Raw genomic sequence first — 16187 nt, 5'->3', positions numbered from 1 at the left:
CTGGCGGGGCTGGGGCTGGCGCTGCGCCCCGCCCCATCGCTGGCCACCGGCATCGGCGAGATCCGCCAGACCCCGCTCGACGACGGGTCCAGCGTCGTGCTGGACACCGCCACCCGCGTCACGCCGCGCTTCTCCGCCGCCGCGCGCGACATCCGGCTGGATCGCGGGCGCGCGCTGTTCCGCGTCGCGCACGATCCCGCGCGCCCGTTCGTCGTCGAGGCGGCGGGCATCCGCATCCGCGCGGTCGGGACCGCCTTCTCGGTCGCGCAGGACGACGACGTCGAGGTGCTGGTGACCGAGGGCGTGGTGGAGGTGACCGGCGCGCTGCGCCCCGCCCGGCTGCGCGCGGGCGAGCGCGGGCGCTTTCGTGTCGGCGATGCGGCAGCGACCGACCTTTTGTCGGCGGATGCGATGGCGCGCGCGCTCGACTGGCGCGACGGCCGGCTGGAATTGCAGGGACAGACGCTGGCCAGCGCGGTGGCCGCGATCAACCGCTACAACCGCCGTCCGATCGTCGTCGCCGACGCCGCGCTGGCGCGGCAGCCGCTGCACGGCGCATTCCGCAACGACGATCCCGAAGGGTTCGCACGTACCGTCGCGCTGGCGCTCGGCACCCGCTCGCGCGTCGAAAACGACCGGATCGTCATCGGGCGATAAGGAAACCGCGCCGTCGATCATCCTTGCCGGCGAAGGGGCGATCGCGCCCCGGCAAGGGGGCAAGATGCACAACCACTGGTTTCTCGGCGCCGCGACCGCGGCGCTCATGACGACGGCCGCGCCGGCCACGGCGCAGGTCGCGAATGTCGACATCCCGGCGCAGCCGGCCGCCGAGGCGGTCGCCACGCTGGCGCGGCAGGCGCACGTCCAGATCCTGGTGTCCGACACTGTCGCGCAGGGCCGCCGCGCCCAGCCGGTGCGCGGGCGCATGACGGTGACACAGGCGCTCGACCGGATGCTCGCCGGGTCGGGGCTGGTCGCGCGCGCCGCGGGCACCGGCACCTGGGTGGTGGTGCGCGATGACGCCGCCGCGACCGTGCCGGCCGCCGACGCCGCGCCGGACACCGCCGATCACGGCGCCGCCAGCGACATCGTCGTGACGGCGCAGCGCACCGCCGAGCCGCTGGCCAAGGTGCCGTCGAGCGTCGTCGCGCTGTCGCGTACCCGCATGGACCAGCTGGGCGTGCGCGACTTCGCCGATATTGCGCAGTTGACGCCGGGCGTACGCCTGCGCCCCGAGATCAACCAGATCGCGATTCGCGGCCTGTCCTCCAATGCCGGCGCGGCGACGACCGGCGTATATCTGGACGAAACGCCGATCCAGGTGCGCACCTTCGGCGAAGGCGCGGCGGCGGCGCTGCCGCTGGTGTTCGACCTCGACCGGGTGGAGGTATTGCGCGGGCCGCAGGGCACGCTGTTCGGCGCCGGATCGATGGGCGGGACGGTGCGCTACATCACCCCGCAGCCGTCGCTGACGCAGACCGATGTCTACGCGCGCGGCGAACTGGCGTTCACGCAGGGCGGCGCGCCGACCTGGGAAGCGGGCGCGGCGGTCGGCGTGCCGATCGTCGAAGGGCTGGCGGGGCTGCGCATCGCCACCGACTATCGCCGCGCCGGCGGCTGGGTCGACCGGTACAATCCCGACACCAATGCGCTGGTCGAGCGCAACGCCAATCACACGATGATCGCCAGCACGCGCGCGGCGCTGCGCGTCGAACCCGCGCCGGGGCTGTCGATCACTCCGGCGGTCTATTTCCAGCGGCGCGAGCGGGCGGACACCGACCAATATTGGGAATCGCGCTCCGATCCCGCGCAGCACCGCTACGTCAACGCCAATCCGGTGCCGCTCGCCAACCGCGACCGCTTCGTCCTGCCTAGCCTGGCGCTGAATTACGACGGCGCGGGCTTTTCGGTGACGTCGAACACCGCGTGGTTCGATCGCCACCAGACGCGCTATTACGACAACACGCTCTACAATCTCGCGGGGTATGAGGATTTCGCGGGCCAGCTGCTGACCGCCAATGGCCCCAATTACGCGATCCTGCCGCGCGGGCTGCGCTCCGACGGCGTGGTGCGCAACGCCCAGGCCAATTTCTCGCAGGAAGTGCGCGTCCAGTCGGCGAACCCGGCCGCGCGGGTGCAATGGCTGGTGGGCGGCTTCTATTCGAACAACCGCCAGCGCAACGTCGAAACGCTGATCGAACCGTCGCTGGAACAGTTCTTCCGCGCGATCTACGGCATCGGCGTGGTCGACACGCTGGGCATCCCGCTGCTGCCCGGCGGGATCAGCTACAGCGGTGATCGCCTGGAGCGCGAGCGGCAGGTCGCGGCGTTCGGCAACATCAACGTCGAGCCGATCGACGGCCTCCATGCGCAGGCGGGCATCCGCTGGTCGCAGATCCGGCTGGACAACGACAATGTCTTCACCGGCCCGTATATCGGCACGGCGCCGCGCCGCGACGCGGGCCGCACGCGCGAACGCCCGGTCACCCCGCGCTTCGTGCTCAGCTACGACGGGGTACGCGACGTCAATTTCTACGCCAGCGTCGCCAAGGGCTATCGCGCCGGCGGGATCAACGCGCCGATCGGGCAACGCTGCCTGGCGCAACTGGCGGCGGCGGGGCGGCCGGTGCCGGATATCCCCTACACTTCCGACAGCGCCTGGTCCTACGAAGTCGGCGCGAAGGGGCGGCTGAAGGGGCTCAGCTTCGATGCCAGCGCGTTCCGCATCGACTGGTCGAACATCCAGCAGCGCGTGACGCTGGATCCGTGCGCGGTCACCTATACCGTCAATTCGGGGCAGGTCCGGTCGGAAGGGTTCGACCTGGCGGTCACCGCGCGCCCGGTGCAGGGCGTCACGCTCGACCTGTCGGTCGGCTATGTCGACGCGCGCTTCACGCAGCGGGTGTACGTCAACCGCGGCGCCACCTCCGGCGCGTTCGGCACCGACGCGGGCAATGCGCTGTTCCAGGCGGGCACCCCGTGGCAGGTGGTGGCGGGCGGCCGCTACGATTTCGACCTGGGTGGGCATGAGGCGTTCGTGCGCGGCAATTACGAGTTCAGCAGCCGCAACTTCCGCGAACGCTCCAGCCTCGATCCCGACACCGCCTTCTACAATCCGATCCTGGGCGACCGGCCGCCGACGCATTACGTGCGGATGCGCACCGGCATCACGTTCGACCACGTGGAGGCGCAAGTGTTCGTCGACAATCTGTTCGAAGCGCATCCCGCGCTGGAGCGGTTCAATTATGGCGGCCGCTCGCCGTTCTTCGTCAACAACAGCTTCCGCCCGCGCACCGTCGGGCTGACGCTGCTCTATCGCCAGCGGCCGTAACGTCGCCGCCGCCGCACCGCCGCGACCGGCGGCGGTGCGGCGGCGCGCGCCTATTTCGGCGTTTCGCGTTCGTACCGCGGCCAGTCCGCCAGCAGCGTATCGACCACCTTCGATCCGACGAGGTACAGGCTCTCCAGCGCGGCGGTCATGCCGGTATAGCCCTCGTTCTCGCGCAGCAGGTTGTCGGCGGCGGTGACGCCCGGCGGCGGCTGGTCGTAATTGCTGCCCGCGCGCAGCACCATCACGCGGTCGCGGTCGGCGCGGCCGATCCGGTCCAGGTAATCGATCGCCTGGATCGTCCCCGTCTCCTCCATCGCGGAGGTGACATACTCGCCCTGCCCCTTCGTCCAGTAATGCGTCCAGTCGTTGGCCCAGCCGCTCAGCAGCGCGCCGTGCCAGAAGGTCATCGCCGCCAGCTGGTCGCCCTTCAGCACGAACGGCGCGCGCTGCGCATTGGGAAAGCCGGTGTAGCGCCGCCGCTCCGCCGCGATGCCGGGATCGTCGGGCAGCGTCATGTCGCGGGTCAGCGCATAGGCCCAGTCGCGCAAGCCGGCGTTCAGTTCGAACACCTCGCCCGACGGCGTCGGCGGCGGCGCAGGATCGTTGGGGCCGCGCCGGCCGCGCGGGAAATAGCCGGTCTTCCAGTCCTTCGGCATCTCGCGCGCGTCGATCTCATGCGCCAGATCGCCGTCGATCAGATAGCGCGCCCAGGCCGCCGACCCGATCGAGGCATCCTTGGGGTCGATCCCCGCGATGCCCGCCACCAGCCAATAGGCGCGCGACAGGTCCAGCCGCTGGTCCAGCCCCAGCGCCATGATCGCGGTCGCCGACTTGATCGATCCGACACCGGTCACCACCGACAGGATTTGGCTGTCGGGATTGTAGTACAGGTCGTGATAGCCCTGCGGGAACGGGAGGCGCATCGTCAGGTGCCGGCGTTCCTTCCACAGCTGGAACTCGCCCGGCGCATCGCCGCTGTCCGCCCCGATCTCGAACATCGTCACGACGACGACGCGCACAGGCAACGGCGTGGCGCATGTCGCGCCCGGCGCGCAGTCGAGCGCCGCGGGCGTCGCCGCGACCACCGCGGCGGGGAGCATGCCCCCCGCCAGCATGAGGACGGCGGCGACGGCGCGGCGCACCCCGGTCATCAGAACTTGTACACCAGCGAGCCCTGAACGCTGCGCGGGCGTTCGGGCAGGACGATCGTGCCGCCGAACAATTCGGTGAAGTTGGCGCGGAAATACTGCTTGTTCGTCACGTTCTTCACCACCACCCGGAACAGCCAGTTGTTGACCGTGTACGACGCGCCCAGATCGACCAGCGCATAGGCCGGCAGGCGCACCTTCTGCGACTGGCCAGAGAACACCGAGTCGACGCTCACCAGGCTGCCGGTCAGCGCGATGCCATTGTCGAACGAATAGCTGCCGGTCAGCGAATACAGGTTCTTCGGGATACCCTGCCGCCGCGACGCCTCGCGGTCGGGGATCGGCACCAGCCCGACCGGCTGCCCGCCCAGGTACAGCGCCGGGTTGCGAACGTTGACCAGATCCTCGATCCCGAAGAAGCTGAACAGCGATCCGGTTTCCAGCCCGGTCAGGTTGTAGACGTTGACGTGCGTATAGCCCGCCGACAGCAGCAGGTGCCGGTCGACCGCCCAGCGCGCCTCCGCCTCGACGCCGCGGGTTTCCACCGCCTGATTGGTGACGATCGCCTGGGCGTTGAAGTCGGTGCGCTTCTGTTTGTACACCGACACCGCGGCATACAGCTTGTCGTCCAGCAGGCTGGCCTTCACGCCGCCTTCGTACAGGCGCGACGCGCTGAACCAGTTGCCGCTGGCGACCCCGCCCGGCGCGATCTCCGCGCCCTGCCCGGCGATCAGCGTCGTCTGCTGTGCCGCGGTGGCATAGGGGATCAGCCCGAACGGCAGCTTGTACGATGCGCTGGCGGTCCACGACCAGCCGCCCTTGGTGCCGCGCGCGCTTTCCGGCGTACCGCCCTGGATCTTGGTCGGATCGTTGCGCGACACCGCGGTCACGCTGTCGTACCGCCCGCCCAGCGTCAGATCGAGGCCGAAGTTGAAGTCGAGGTCGGCCAGCGCCGCGATTGCGTAATTGGTGTAATGGCCAAGGACGTAATCGGTATAGTCCCGGCCCGATTCCGTCGCCAGCAACCGGTCCGACAGCGCATTATACCCCTGCGTCAGGTCAACGCGGTGGAAGTATTCGTAGGTGAAATCCTCACCATGCTTGAAGCTGGTGTAGCGGATCGACGGCGACAGCTGGAACGAGAATTTGCCCGCGCTGGTGGTGAACGCCTTCGATACGACGATCTTGTCCTCGATCACCCAGGAATCGTGGAATTGCGCGAATCCGTAGGTGTTCTCGTTCATGTTGTAATAGCCGTCGTAGAACAGCTGGTTCTTCACCTCCAGGTCGTTACCGGGGTTGAAGATGATGTCGAAATATCCCGTCTTCGCCTTGTTATCCAGCCGGTCGTTGCGCCCGGTCAGGACGTCGCGGCGGCTGAGCTTGGCGGTGCCGACATTGGTCAGCGCCAGATAGGGATAGCTCTGCTGGAAGCACGCGTCGGTGAAGGACGCGGCGAACGGCGACGGCGCGCTCACCGTGCCGGCCGCGCACCCGAACGTGCCGAACGGCGAGAACGCGCCGCGGGCGTCGAATTCGGCCGGCGAGATCTGCCCGTCGCCATTGGTGTCCAGCGGCTGCGCGCTGCCGGTGATGTAATTGCCGTTGTCGACCAGATCCTGCGTCAGCCGGTTCCAGCCGCCGTTCTGCTGGCCCTTGAAATTATGGTACATGCCGCCGAATTCGATGCGGACGGTGTCGGTCACGTCATTGTCGAACGCGGCCTGCAGGATCGTCTGGCGCGTCGACATGTTGCGGTAATAGCTGCCCGAATCCTCGATCTCGGCATACAGGCTGTAACCGAATTCGGCTTTGCCGATCTTCGCCGGCCCGCGCAGGTTCGCGCTCAGGACGTTCCGGTCCCAGCTACCGCCGGTATAGGTGATCTCGCCCGCCGGCCGGTCCATCAGCGCCCCGCCCTTCACGCGCGCGGACTTCGGCACGAAGTTCATGTAGCCGCCGGTCTTCGACGGGCCGTAGATCGGCGAGGCGGGGCCGCGCACGATGTCGATCCGGTCCGACGCGCCGATCGGTGTCGGATAGTTGCCGGGGTTGTCGAGGCGGCGGACGCCGCGGAAATAGACCTCGCCCGGGGTGCCGCGAATGTCGAGCGCGCCGCCGACGCCGAAGAAGGAATTGGTGAAGGTCCCGGGCGCCTGCGCGACCAGATCGTAGATGTCGGTGATGCCGAACCGCTCGATCTGCTCCTTGCTGATCGTCGAGGCGGAGCGCGGCGTTTCGACCAGCGTCTTGTCGAACCCGAAGATCGAGCCGACGCCGTCGACCGGCAGCGCGTTGAGCGACCCGTTGACGACGATATCCTCGCCCGCCGGCTCCTCGCTGGCCTTCTCCTGCGCCTGCGCCTGCGCCACGCCCGTCATCGCCGAACACGACAACAGCCCGGCGATCGCGATCGACCAGCCACGCCCGCGCCGACCGCGCGCCATCCCCAATGCAATGCGATTCATGCTCTCACCCCCTGTGACGGGCGACGCGCGACATCGCGTGCCCGGCCGTGTCCGACCCCGCCTCTCCCGCGTGACGATGTTATCGTTGTCGTCGGCAAGGACAGGAAGGATCGCCGGCCGCTACCGGTCGCGGCAGCCCCCGCCGCGCCGTTCGCCATGTGCCGGACGGTGCCCCCTTGCCCCGCCATGGTTGACGTAAGGCGGGATAACATTGCAATCAAACGCAATGAATTTCACGCATCGTTGCAAAAATTAGAGCGCCTATCATGCCCGCATTCTCGCGTTTCCTGCGCTATTTCCTCGCCGTGGGCCGCCTCGGCTCGATTCGCCGCGCGGCGGATGAACTCAACGTCTCCGCCTCGGCGATCGACCGGCAGATCCTGAACGTCGAGGCGGATCTGGGCATGCCGCTGTTCGAACGGCTGCCGACCGGGCTGCGGCTGACCGCCGCGGGGGAGATCATGATGGCGGCGGGCGGCCGCTGGCAGAAGAACATGGCCGACGTGCGCGCGCAGATGGAGGATCTGCGCGGGCTGAAGCGCGGGCATGTCGACATCGCGGTGATCGACGCGCTGGCCAAGGGGCATGTCCCCGCCGCGATCCAGTCGATCCAGACGCGCTATCCCGGCATTACCATCGGGGTGAAGGTGCTGAAGAACGATGCGGTGCGCGAGGCGATCGTGCGCGGCGAGGTGGACATGGGCATCCTGTTCGAGCCCGAATCCTATCGCGATCTTCAGGTCCGCGCCTTCGTGGAGGTCGTGCTGGGGTTCCTGACGCCCAAGGGCCATCCGTTCGGCGACCGACGCGAGGTGCGCTTTTCGGCGTGCGATGGATCGCCGGTGATCCTGCCCGCCCGCCCGCTGGCGGTGTGCGAACAGGTGGAGGTGCTGGCCGGCACCACCGGGATCGAGCTGCAACGCCGCGTCGAATCGGACAATATCCAGATGATCATCTCGCTGGTGCAACAGGGGCTGGGCATCGGCGTGCTCACCTCGCTGGACGTGATGACGGAGGTGCGCCGCGGGCTGCTGTCGTTCACCCGCATCGTCGATCCGGTGCTGCGCCCGATGACGCTGGCGCTGTGCACGGCCAGTTCGCGCACGCCGTCGCACGCCGCGGGAATGGTGCTGGGCGAGATCGAGGCCGGGTTCGCGCAACTCGCCTATCCCGCGTCACTGGGGGGATAGACGGGCAGACGTCGCAACCAGAACGTCGCCCCAGCGCAGGCTGGGGCCTTTCGCCATCGGCCGCGCACCCAGGGCGAGAGATCCCAGCTTTCGCTGGGATGACGTCAAATTTCCGCGCGGCTCACCGCCCCAGCCGCCCCACTTCGCGTTCGATCAACGCCTCCAGCCGCGCCGGGTCGATCGCCCACACCACGGCGGCGGGCTGCTCGCCCAGCCCGGGGCGATACGCCGCATGCCACGACAGCAGGTCGCCGTAATTCGGGCCGAACATCGTGTCGTAGTCGACATACAATCGCTCCCGCGCGGTTACCACGCCGGGGTCGAGCCACACCGCGGCGGCGATTTCGTCCCACATCGGAAAGCCCGGCTCCATCCGCGCGACGAACCGCGCCACCTCCGGCGTCGCCGCCACGGCCAGCCGGTCGCGCAACGCGCGCGTGAGCTGCGTCGCGGTCGACGGATCGACCGGCACGACCGTGATCGCGCGCCACGGGCTGCGCGACACGATGCTGGCGGCCTCGGGGTCGAAGCGGATGTTGAACTCGCGCCGCGGCGTGTTGACGAACTCGCGCGCGAAATCGCGCGCCGACCGGTCGTCGCGCACCCGCTGCGGGTTCAGGCTGCCGCCCATATAGACCAGCTCGCGCGCCAGCCCGGCAAAGGCCGGGTCGAGGCGCTGCGCCAGCGCCAGGTTGGTCATCGGGCCGCCCTCGATGATCGTCACCTCGCCGGGGTAGCGGCGCACCATGCGGATCAGGAAGTTGGCCGCGATCTCGTCCGCCGGCTTCGTCGTGGGGTTGCCCCAGGGCAGGTCGACCGGATCGTCGGGGCGGCGATAGGGCGGCGTGCTCTGCACCGTGGGTTCGGCCCATGCCTTCATCCACGCGCCCTTCCACGTCAGCTTCCCGTACAGCGCCTCCCACCGCTCGGTCGCCGCCTCGCTGTTGACCAGCGGATAAGTGGCGCCCGGCACCACCGGCACGTCGCGACGCCCGACGATCTCCAGCCCGCGCAGCGCCTGCGCGGTGGCGCGGTTGACCCATACGTTGCCCGATACGGTGGTGATGCCCAGCACCTCCACATCCGGATCGGCCAGCAACATCATGTGCATCAGGCCGAAGCCTTCGTCGTCGATGATGACCTTGCGCTTCGCCTCGGCCGGCACCGCCGCCAGCAGCATCAGCAGCGCCGCGACCCAGCGTATCGTCATGGCGCCCCCACCCCCTTTTCCCTATTGGGACGCCGCCGCCGGGCAGGCCTCGCCCAGCGGCGCGCGCCGATAATGCCATTCCACCGCGCGCGGTTTTCCCGCGATCGTTCCCTCGATCCGGCCGGTCAGCCGGTCGCCATCGCGGCGGTAGATCACGCGCTGTGGGAAATCATGATCGCGTGCCTCGAACAACGCTTCACCGGTGGTGATCGACACCGCGGCGAAGGTGGCGGCCGGCTGCCCCTTCGGACTGGTGGCGAACACGATCCCCTCGGGCCGCGGCTCGATCCGCGCCAGCTCCCAGTCGGTGCGGGTGCCGCGGATCGACTTGCTGAACCCCAGCATCACCCCGCCGCGCGCATCGCTCCACGTCTCCATCGCCTCGCCGCGCGGAGTGCATTCCAGCCAGTGGCCCGTCATCCATGACAGGTCGTCCAGCGACCGCGGTGCAGGCGCCGCCGCGGTCGCCGCCAGCAGCACCGCACAGGCTGCCGCCGCGCGCTTCACGCCGCCGCCGCCATCATCGCATCGACCCGCGCGACATGCGCCGCGATCGCGTCGGGGGGCAGGAACGATCCGGTGAAGCTGTTGCGCGCCAGCGTCGCCATCGCGTGCCGGTCCAGCCCGCGCGCCGCCGCGACCGCGCGGTAATTGTCGGCGACATAGCCGCCGAAATAGGCCGGATCGTCCGAATTGATCGTCGCGCGCAGCCCCTGCGCCAGCATCGCGTCGATCGGATGATCCTCGATCCGGTCGACCACGCACAATTTCAGGTTCGACAGCGGACAGACGGTCAGCGTCATCCCCTCGCGCGCCAGCCGCTCGACCAGCGCGGCGTCTTCCAGCGAGCGGTTGCCATGGTCGATCCGGTCGACCGCCAGCACGTCCAGCGCCTGGCGGACATATTCCGGCGGCCCTTCCTCGCCGGCATGCGCGACCAGCTTCAGTCCCCTGCCCCGCGCCGCGGCGAAGACGCGCGCGAACTTCTCCGGCGGGTGGCCGACCTCCGAGGAATCGAGGCCGACCGCGGTGATCCGCTCCAGCCACGGGGTCGCCTCCTCCAGGGTCGCGAACGCCTCTTCCTCCGACAAATGCCGCAGGAAGCTCATGATGAGCGCGCTGGTCATGCCGTGCCGCGCCTCCGCCTCGGCCATCGCGGACAGCAGCCCCTCGATCACCTCGGCGAAGGGGACGCCGCGCGCGGTGTGCGTCTGCGGATCGAACATGATCTCGGCATGGACGACGCCGTCCGCCGCCGCGCGGTCGAAATAGGCCACCGCGAGATCGTGGAAGTCCGCGCGCGTGCGCAGCACGTCCGCGCCAGCATAATAGATGTCGAGGAAATCCTGCAGGTTCGAAAAGGCATAGGCCGCGCGCACCTCCTCGACCGAGGCATAGGGGATGGCGACGCCGTTGCGCGCCGCCAGCGCGAACATCAGCTCCGGCTCCAGGCTGCCCTCGATATGCAGGTGAAGCTCGGCCTTGGGCAAAGCGGCGATGAAATCTTGGGTCATGACATGCTCCCGGCGCGGCGTCCGCGCAGATAGGTAGCGCGGATCGCCCGATCGTCGCCCAGTATCTGCAACGCGAACAGCCGTTCCGCCAGCGTCGCTCCGCGCGTGCGCCGCGCCATCAACGGCGTGGCGGCATCGTCCAGCACGACGAAATCGGCCTCCTGCCCCGGTTCCAGCGCACCGATCCGGTCCGACAGGTGCAGCATCGCCGCGCCCCCCGCGGTCGCCCAATAAAGCGCGCGGAAGGGGTCCAGCCGCACGTCGCGCGCCAACGCCGCCTGATACGCAAGCCCGGCGGTATGCAGCATCGACAGCCCCGTCCCCGCGCCGACGTCGCTGCCCAGCGCCAGTTTGACGCCGAACCGGTCCGCCTGCGCCAGATCGAGGAAGCCCGATCCCAGGAACAGGTTCGAGCTGGGACAGGTCGCGATCCCCGCCCCCGTCGCCGACAACCGCGCGCACGACCGGTCGGTCAGGTGACAGCCATGCGCGAACACCGAGCGCGCGCCGACCAGCCCGAACCGGTCATAGACGTCGAGGTAATCCGCCGCGTCCGGGAAACGCCCCGCCACCGCCGCACATTCGCGCGGGTTTTCGGCCAGATGCGTGTGGAGCAGCACGTCCGGATGCGCCGCCAGCAACTCGCCCGCCGCCGCCATCTGCGCATCAGAGGAGGTCAGCGCGAAGCGCGGCGTCACCGCATAGCCCAGCCGCCCGCGCCCGCGCCACCGCGCGATCAGCGCCTCGCTCTCGCCGCGCGCCGTCGCGGGCGTATCGCGCAGGCCCTCCGGCCCCAGGTCCATCAGCACCTTGCCCGACACGATCCGCATGTCGCGGGCCAGCGCCGCCTCGAACAGCGCATCGACCGATCCTTCGTGGACGGTCGCGAACACCAATGCGCTGGTGGTGCCGTGGCGCAGCAGTTCGTCGAGGAACGCCGCCGCCACCGCATCGGCATGCGCGCGCTCGGCAAAGGCCTGTTCGGCGGGAAAGATATGGCGTTCCAGCCAGTCGAGCAGCTGTTCCCCGTGCGAGGCGATCCGGTCCAGCTGTGGATAATGAACATGCGCGTCGACGAAGCCGGGGACGATCAGCCCGTCCAGCCGCTCGGTCGGCACGGCGCCGAATCGCTCGGCCAGCGCATCATACGCCCCGCGCGCCACGACCACGCCGTCCTCGACCACCAGCAGCCCGTCCGGCTCGTACCGGACGGCAGCGGGATCGTCGCGCGGATCGCGCGCCACCGACAGCATCTCGCCCCGGAACGCCGTCAGCACGGCGCACGCTCCAGCCGCAGCAATTGCGCCAGCGTGGCGATCGCGATCACGTCCGGTTCCTTGCCCGTCACGCCCTCCAAGCCGATCGGGCAGGTCAGCCGCGCGCGGGCGCCCTCGTCCACCCCGTCACGCTCCAGCCGCGCCAGGAAGCGCGCGCGCTTGGTCGCCGATCCGATCACACCGACGAACGCCACCCGATCGCGCGCCAGCGCCGCCCGCACCAGCGCATAATCCAGCGCATGGTCGTGCGTCAGGATGACGATCGCGGCATCGTCCGGCGCATCCGCGATGCACGCCGCGACCGCGTCCTCCGGCACCAGCGTCACCCCCTCGATCGTCGCGAACAGCGGGCGCGTGTCGAACCACGCGAGCCGCAGCGGCAGGCCGGTCGCATGGCGCGCGATCGCCTGACCGACATGGCCGGCGCCGAACAGGTACAGCGCGCGGGCGCGTTCGCCGATCGTCTCGCTCCACCGTGCCCCGGCCCGCGGCATGTCGCCACGCGCGGACGGCGGCGCCGTCGCCGCTTCCTCGGTCACCTGCCGCTCGACGCGGGTCGCGGCCAGCGCCGTCAGCAACCGCCGCCCCGCCGCCGCAGCCGCGATCCAGCCGAGCGCGTCGCGGTCGACATGCTCGACCAGCAACCGCACCCGCCCGCCGCAGCATTGGCCCAGCAGCGGGCCGAGCGGATAATCCTGCACCCGCCACGTCCCCGGCGCATGCGACAGGATCGCGCGCGCCTGTTCGATCGCCTGATATTCCAGCCGCCCGCCGCCGATCGTGCCGTGCGCGCCATCCGCGGTCACCAGCATCCGCGTCCCCGCCCCGCGCGGTGCGGACCCCTCGGTCGCCAGTACGCTGACCATCGCCAGCGGCCCGCGCGGCGCATGGTCGCGCAGATCGGACCACCAGTCGCTCATGCCGCGCGATACGCCCCGATCGCGCGCAGGATCGCCTCGGGCGTCGCCGGCGCATCGAGCGGCACCGGCGCGCGCGCCGCCGGGTTGGTCGCCGCCACCGCCGCGGACAAAGCGGAGAAGACCGACAGCGCCAGCATGAACGGCGGCTCGCCTACCGCCTTCGACCGGTTGATCGTCGGCTCGACATTGCCGCCGTCCCACAACGCGATCGTCAGCCGCGCCGGCCGGTCCGATGCGGTCGGGATCTTGTAGGTCGCGGGCGAATGGGTCAGCAGCCGCCCGGCATCGTCGAACACCAGTTCCTCGGTGGTCAGCCATCCCTGCCCCTGGACGAACGCGCCCTCGATCTGCCCTAGGTCGATCGCGGGGTTCAGCGACCGGCCGACGTCGTGCAGGATATCGACCGCCAGCACGCGCTGCTCGCCGGTCAGCGTGTCAATCACCACCTCGCTCACCGCTGCGCCATAAGCGAAATAGTAGAACGGCCGCCCCTTGTGCGCCGCGCGGTCGTACAGGATGTGCGGCGTGGCGTAGAAGCCGGTCGCGGACAGCGACACGCGGCCCAGATGCGCCTTGCGCGCCACCGTGCCGAACGGGATCGTCTCGCCGCCCACCACCACCCCGGCCGGGGTGAACGCCACCGCGCCCTCGTCGCAGCCATAGGTGCGCGCCAGGAACGCCGTCACCCGCTCGCGGATCGTCATCGCGGCATTGTGCGCCGCCATCCCGTTCAGATCCGCACCCGACGAGGCCGCGGTGGCGGAGGTATTGGGCACCTTGTCGGTGCGCGTGGCGGTGATGCGGATCGCCTCCACCGGCAGCGCGAACACGTCGGCCACCACCTGCGCGACCTTCACGTACAGCCCCTGCCCCATTTCGGTGCCGCCATGGTTCACCTGGATGCTGCCGTCGGCATACAGATGCACCAGCGCGCCCGCCTGGTTGAGGTGGGTGACGGTGAAGCTGATCCCGAACTTCACCGGGGTCAGCGCGATTCCGCGCTTCAGCACCGGGCTGTCGGCGTTGAACGCGTCGATCGCCGCGCGGCGTTCGTCGTAGCGCGCATCGACGCGCAGCCGCGCGATCAGGTCGGGCGCGATATTGTCCGCCACCGTCATGCCGTATGGCGTGACGTCGCGGCCCGGCCCGTAAAGGTTGGCGACGCGCACATCGAGCGGATCCAGCCCCAGGTGCGCGGCGATCGCATCCATCACCCGTTCGATCGCCAGCATCCCCTGCGGCCCGCCGAACCCGCGAAACGCGGTGGCGGACACGGTGTTGGTCCGCCAGCGTTCGGACACGATCTCCACATCGGGCAGGAAGTAGCAGTTGTCGCTGTGGAACATCGCGCGGTCGTTGATCCCCGGCGACAGGTCCACCGTCGCCCCGCAGCGCGACGACAGCGTCAGCCGCAGCCCGCCGATCCGCCCGGCATCGTCGAAGCCGACATCCCACTTGACCGCGAAATCGTGACGCTTGCCGGTCATCACCATGTCGTCGTCGCGGTCGCAGCGGAACTTGGCCGGGCGCCCGGTTGTCGTCGCCACCAGCGCGGCGGCGGCGGCGAAGGCGGCGGCCTGCGTCTCCTTGCCGCCGAACGCGCCGCCCATCCGCCGCACCTCGACCGTCACGTCGGCGGAGGAGACGTCCAGCACCTGCGCGATCAGATGCTGGACCTCGCTGGGGTGCTGGGTGGAGCTGAGCACATGCACCTGCCCCTGTTCGCCCGGCGTCGCCAGCGCCACCTGGCCTTCAAGGTAAAAATGATCCTGCCCGCCCATCGCGAAGCCGCCGGCCAGCCGGTGCGCCGCCGCGCCCAGTGCCGCATCGGCATCGCCGCGCGCCATGCGCTGGACCGGCTCGATTTGCGATCCCGCCGCGCGCGCCGCGTCGATCGTCAGCAGCGCCGGCAGCGGCTCGTAGTCGATCCGCCCCATCCGCGCCGCGCGCCGCGCCGCCTCGCGGCTGGTCGCCGCCACCAGGAACACCGGCTGGCCGACATAGGTGACGACGCCGTCCGCCAGCAGCCGGTCGTCGTCGGCCAGCGGGCTGACGTCATTCTCGCCCGGAATGTCGGCGGCGGTATAGACCGCGACCACCCCCGGCACGGCGCGCACCGCGTCCAGATCCATCGCGACGATCCGCGCATGCGCCTCGCTCCCCTGTCCGAAGGCGAGGTGGAGCAGGTCGCCCGGCTCAGGCAGATCATCGACATAGCGCGCGGTGCCGGCAACATGCAGCGCGGCGCTGTCGTGCGGGAGGGATGGCTTATGCACCGATCGCCTCCACGTCGCGCACCGATACGTCGCGCCCCGCCGCGCGATGCCACATCCGCCACAGCACTGACGCCGCCGCCTGCCGGCGATAGGCCGCACTCCCGCGCACGTCGGTCAACGGGGTGAAGTCGCCCGCCAGCGCGTCGGCCGCCCGCGTAATCGTCGCCTCGGCAAAAGGCTGGCCGGTCAGCGCCGCCTCGCACGCCGCCGCGCGGCGCGGGGTCGCCGCCATCCCGCCGAACGCCACCCGCGCCGCCACGATCGCCCCGTCGGCCACGCGCAGCCGCACCGCCCCGCACACCGCGGAGATATCGCTGTCGAACCGCCGCGACAGCTTGGCGATATGGATCACGTCACTGGCGTGCGGGCGGGGCACGAAGATACTCTCCACGAACTCCCCCGAACGCCGGTCCTGCCGACCGTAGTCGAGGAAGTAATCCGCCAGCGCGATCGTCCGCCGACCGTCCGCGCCCGCCAGCGTCAGCGTCGCGTCCATCGCGATCAGCGCGGGCGGCCCGTCGCCGATCGGGGAGCCGTTGGCGATGTTGCCGCCGATCGTCGCGGCGTTGCGCACCTGCAACCCGCCGATCCGCCGCACCAGCTCGCCCAGATCTGGGTGCAGCGCCGCCAGCGCCCGATGCGCCTCGGCATAGCGCACCGCCGCGCCGATCGTCAGCCCCGCCTCGCTTTCCTCGATCCGGCGCAGTTCGGCGATATCGCCGACGAAGATCACCGTCCCCAGATCGCGCAGCCCCTTGGTCACCCACAGCGCCACGTCGGTCGCCCCCGCGACGATCCGCGCCTGCGGGTGCGCCGCCAGCAACGCCGCCAGTTCGTCGACCGTGGCGGGCGC

At 69.9% G+C, this 16187-nt stretch carries 12 protein-coding genes; 3 read left to right on the top strand and 9 right to left on the bottom strand.

Annotated features, from left to right (window positions below; translation table 11 throughout):
• A partial coding sequence (locus AX685_RS17480; protein WP_197418677.1) for a FecR family protein occupies positions 1-657 on the top strand: 657 nt, incomplete at its 5' end.
• Positions 658-721: 64 nt separating this feature from the next.
• Positions 722-3331: a TonB-dependent receptor domain-containing protein gene (locus AX685_RS17475; RefSeq protein ID WP_066490920.1), complete on the top strand. Its 2610-nt coding sequence runs from the start codon at positions 722-724 to the stop codon at positions 3329-3331.
• Between the two features lie 50 nt (positions 3332-3381).
• Here the strand turns inward: AX685_RS17475 and AX685_RS17470 are convergent, their stop codons facing one another.
• Together AX685_RS17470 and AX685_RS17465 are read right to left on the bottom strand one after the other, a co-directional pair.
• Positions 3382-4482, bottom strand: coding sequence for a purine nucleoside permease (locus AX685_RS17470; RefSeq protein WP_082741062.1), 1101 nt, complete (start codon positions 4480-4482; stop codon positions 3382-3384).
• Positions 4482-6947 carry a TonB-dependent siderophore receptor gene (locus tag AX685_RS17465; protein ID WP_156445901.1) on the bottom strand — a complete coding sequence of 822 codons (2466 nt, stop codon included), beginning with the start codon at positions 6945-6947 and terminating at the stop codon, positions 4482-4484. Before AX685_RS17465 ends, AX685_RS17470 begins: the two co-directional genes overlap by 1 nt.
• Positions 6948-7213: 266 nt before the next feature.
• Between AX685_RS17465 and AX685_RS17460 the strand changes: the two genes are divergently transcribed.
• A complete protein-coding gene (locus tag AX685_RS17460) occupies positions 7214-8137 on the top strand; it encodes a LysR family transcriptional regulator (RefSeq protein WP_066490896.1) in 924 nt (307 codons plus the stop codon).
• A 121-nt stretch (positions 8138-8258) separates the two neighbouring features.
• On the opposite strand, the gene AX685_RS17455 is transcribed toward AX685_RS17460, so the two are convergent.
• The 7 genes from AX685_RS17455 to AX685_RS17425 form a co-directional block, all read right to left on the bottom strand.
• Positions 8259-9347 (bottom strand): nucleoside hydrolase, encoded by a 1089-nt coding sequence (locus AX685_RS17455; RefSeq protein ID WP_082741061.1) that lies wholly within the window; start codon positions 9345-9347, stop codon positions 8259-8261.
• A 21-nt stretch (positions 9348-9368) separates the two neighbouring features.
• Positions 9369-9854, bottom strand: a complete 486-nt coding sequence (locus tag AX685_RS17450) for a DUF6265 family protein (protein ID WP_066490894.1) — start codon at positions 9852-9854, stop codon at positions 9369-9371.
• Positions 9851-10861 carry an adenosine deaminase gene (locus AX685_RS17445; RefSeq protein ID WP_066490893.1) on the bottom strand — a complete coding sequence of 337 codons (1011 nt, stop codon included), beginning with the start codon at positions 10859-10861 and terminating at the stop codon, positions 9851-9853. Before AX685_RS17445 ends, AX685_RS17450 begins: the two co-directional genes overlap by 4 nt.
• The gene (gene guaD, locus AX685_RS17440) at positions 10858-12138 is read right to left on the bottom strand and encodes a guanine deaminase (RefSeq protein ID WP_096612881.1); all 1281 of its coding nucleotides are present in this window, start codon (positions 12136-12138) and stop codon (positions 10858-10860) included. The genes AX685_RS17445 and guaD overlap by 4 nt, the downstream gene beginning before the upstream one ends.
• Positions 12132-13058, bottom strand: a complete 927-nt coding sequence (gene xdhC, locus AX685_RS17435; RefSeq protein WP_066490891.1) for a xanthine dehydrogenase accessory protein XdhC — start codon at positions 13056-13058, stop codon at positions 12132-12134. The genes guaD and xdhC overlap by 7 nt, the downstream gene beginning before the upstream one ends.
• Positions 13055-15334 carry a xanthine dehydrogenase molybdopterin binding subunit gene (xdhB, locus tag AX685_RS17430; RefSeq protein ID WP_231792281.1) on the bottom strand — a complete coding sequence of 760 codons (2280 nt, stop codon included), beginning with the start codon at positions 15332-15334 and terminating at the stop codon, positions 13055-13057. The genes xdhC and xdhB overlap by 4 nt, the downstream gene beginning before the upstream one ends.
• A partial coding sequence (locus AX685_RS17425; protein WP_197418676.1) for an FAD binding domain-containing protein occupies positions 15327-16187 on the bottom strand: 861 nt, incomplete at its 5' end. The genes AX685_RS17425 and xdhB, both read right to left, overlap by 8 nt.

This window comes from Sphingomonas sp. CCH9-F2, assembly GCF_001556735.1.
Taxonomy (GTDB): domain Bacteria; phylum Pseudomonadota; class Alphaproteobacteria; order Sphingomonadales; family Sphingomonadaceae; genus Sphingomonas; species Sphingomonas ginsenosidimutans.
This window is presented reverse-complemented; position numbering and strand designations above follow the sequence as displayed.

What these genes read in the sequence shown, in the direction of transcription:
- AX685_RS17470 (WP_082741062.1), bottom strand. Translation starts at nt 4,482, where the DNA reads ATGACCGGGGTGCGCCGCGCCGTCGCCGCCGTCCTCATGCTGGCGGGG.
- AX685_RS17460 (WP_066490896.1), top strand. Translation starts at nt 7,214, where the DNA reads ATGCCCGCATTCTCGCGTTTCCTGCGCTATTTCCTCGCCGTGGGCCGC.
- AX685_RS17445 (WP_066490893.1), bottom strand. Translation starts at nt 10,861, where the DNA reads ATGACCCAAGATTTCATCGCCGCTTTGCCCAAGGCCGAGCTTCACCTG.
- AX685_RS17455 (WP_082741061.1), bottom strand. Translation starts at nt 9,347, where the DNA reads ATGACGATACGCTGGGTCGCGGCGCTGCTGATGCTGCTGGCGGCGGTG.
- AX685_RS17465 (WP_156445901.1), bottom strand. Translation starts at nt 6,947, where the DNA reads ATGAATCGCATTGCATTGGGGATGGCGCGCGGTCGGCGCGGGCGTGGC.
- AX685_RS17475 (WP_066490920.1), top strand. Translation starts at nt 722, where the DNA reads ATGCACAACCACTGGTTTCTCGGCGCCGCGACCGCGGCGCTCATGACG.
- xdhC (WP_066490891.1), bottom strand. Translation starts at nt 13,058, where the DNA reads ATGAGCGACTGGTGGTCCGATCTGCGCGACCATGCGCCGCGCGGGCCG.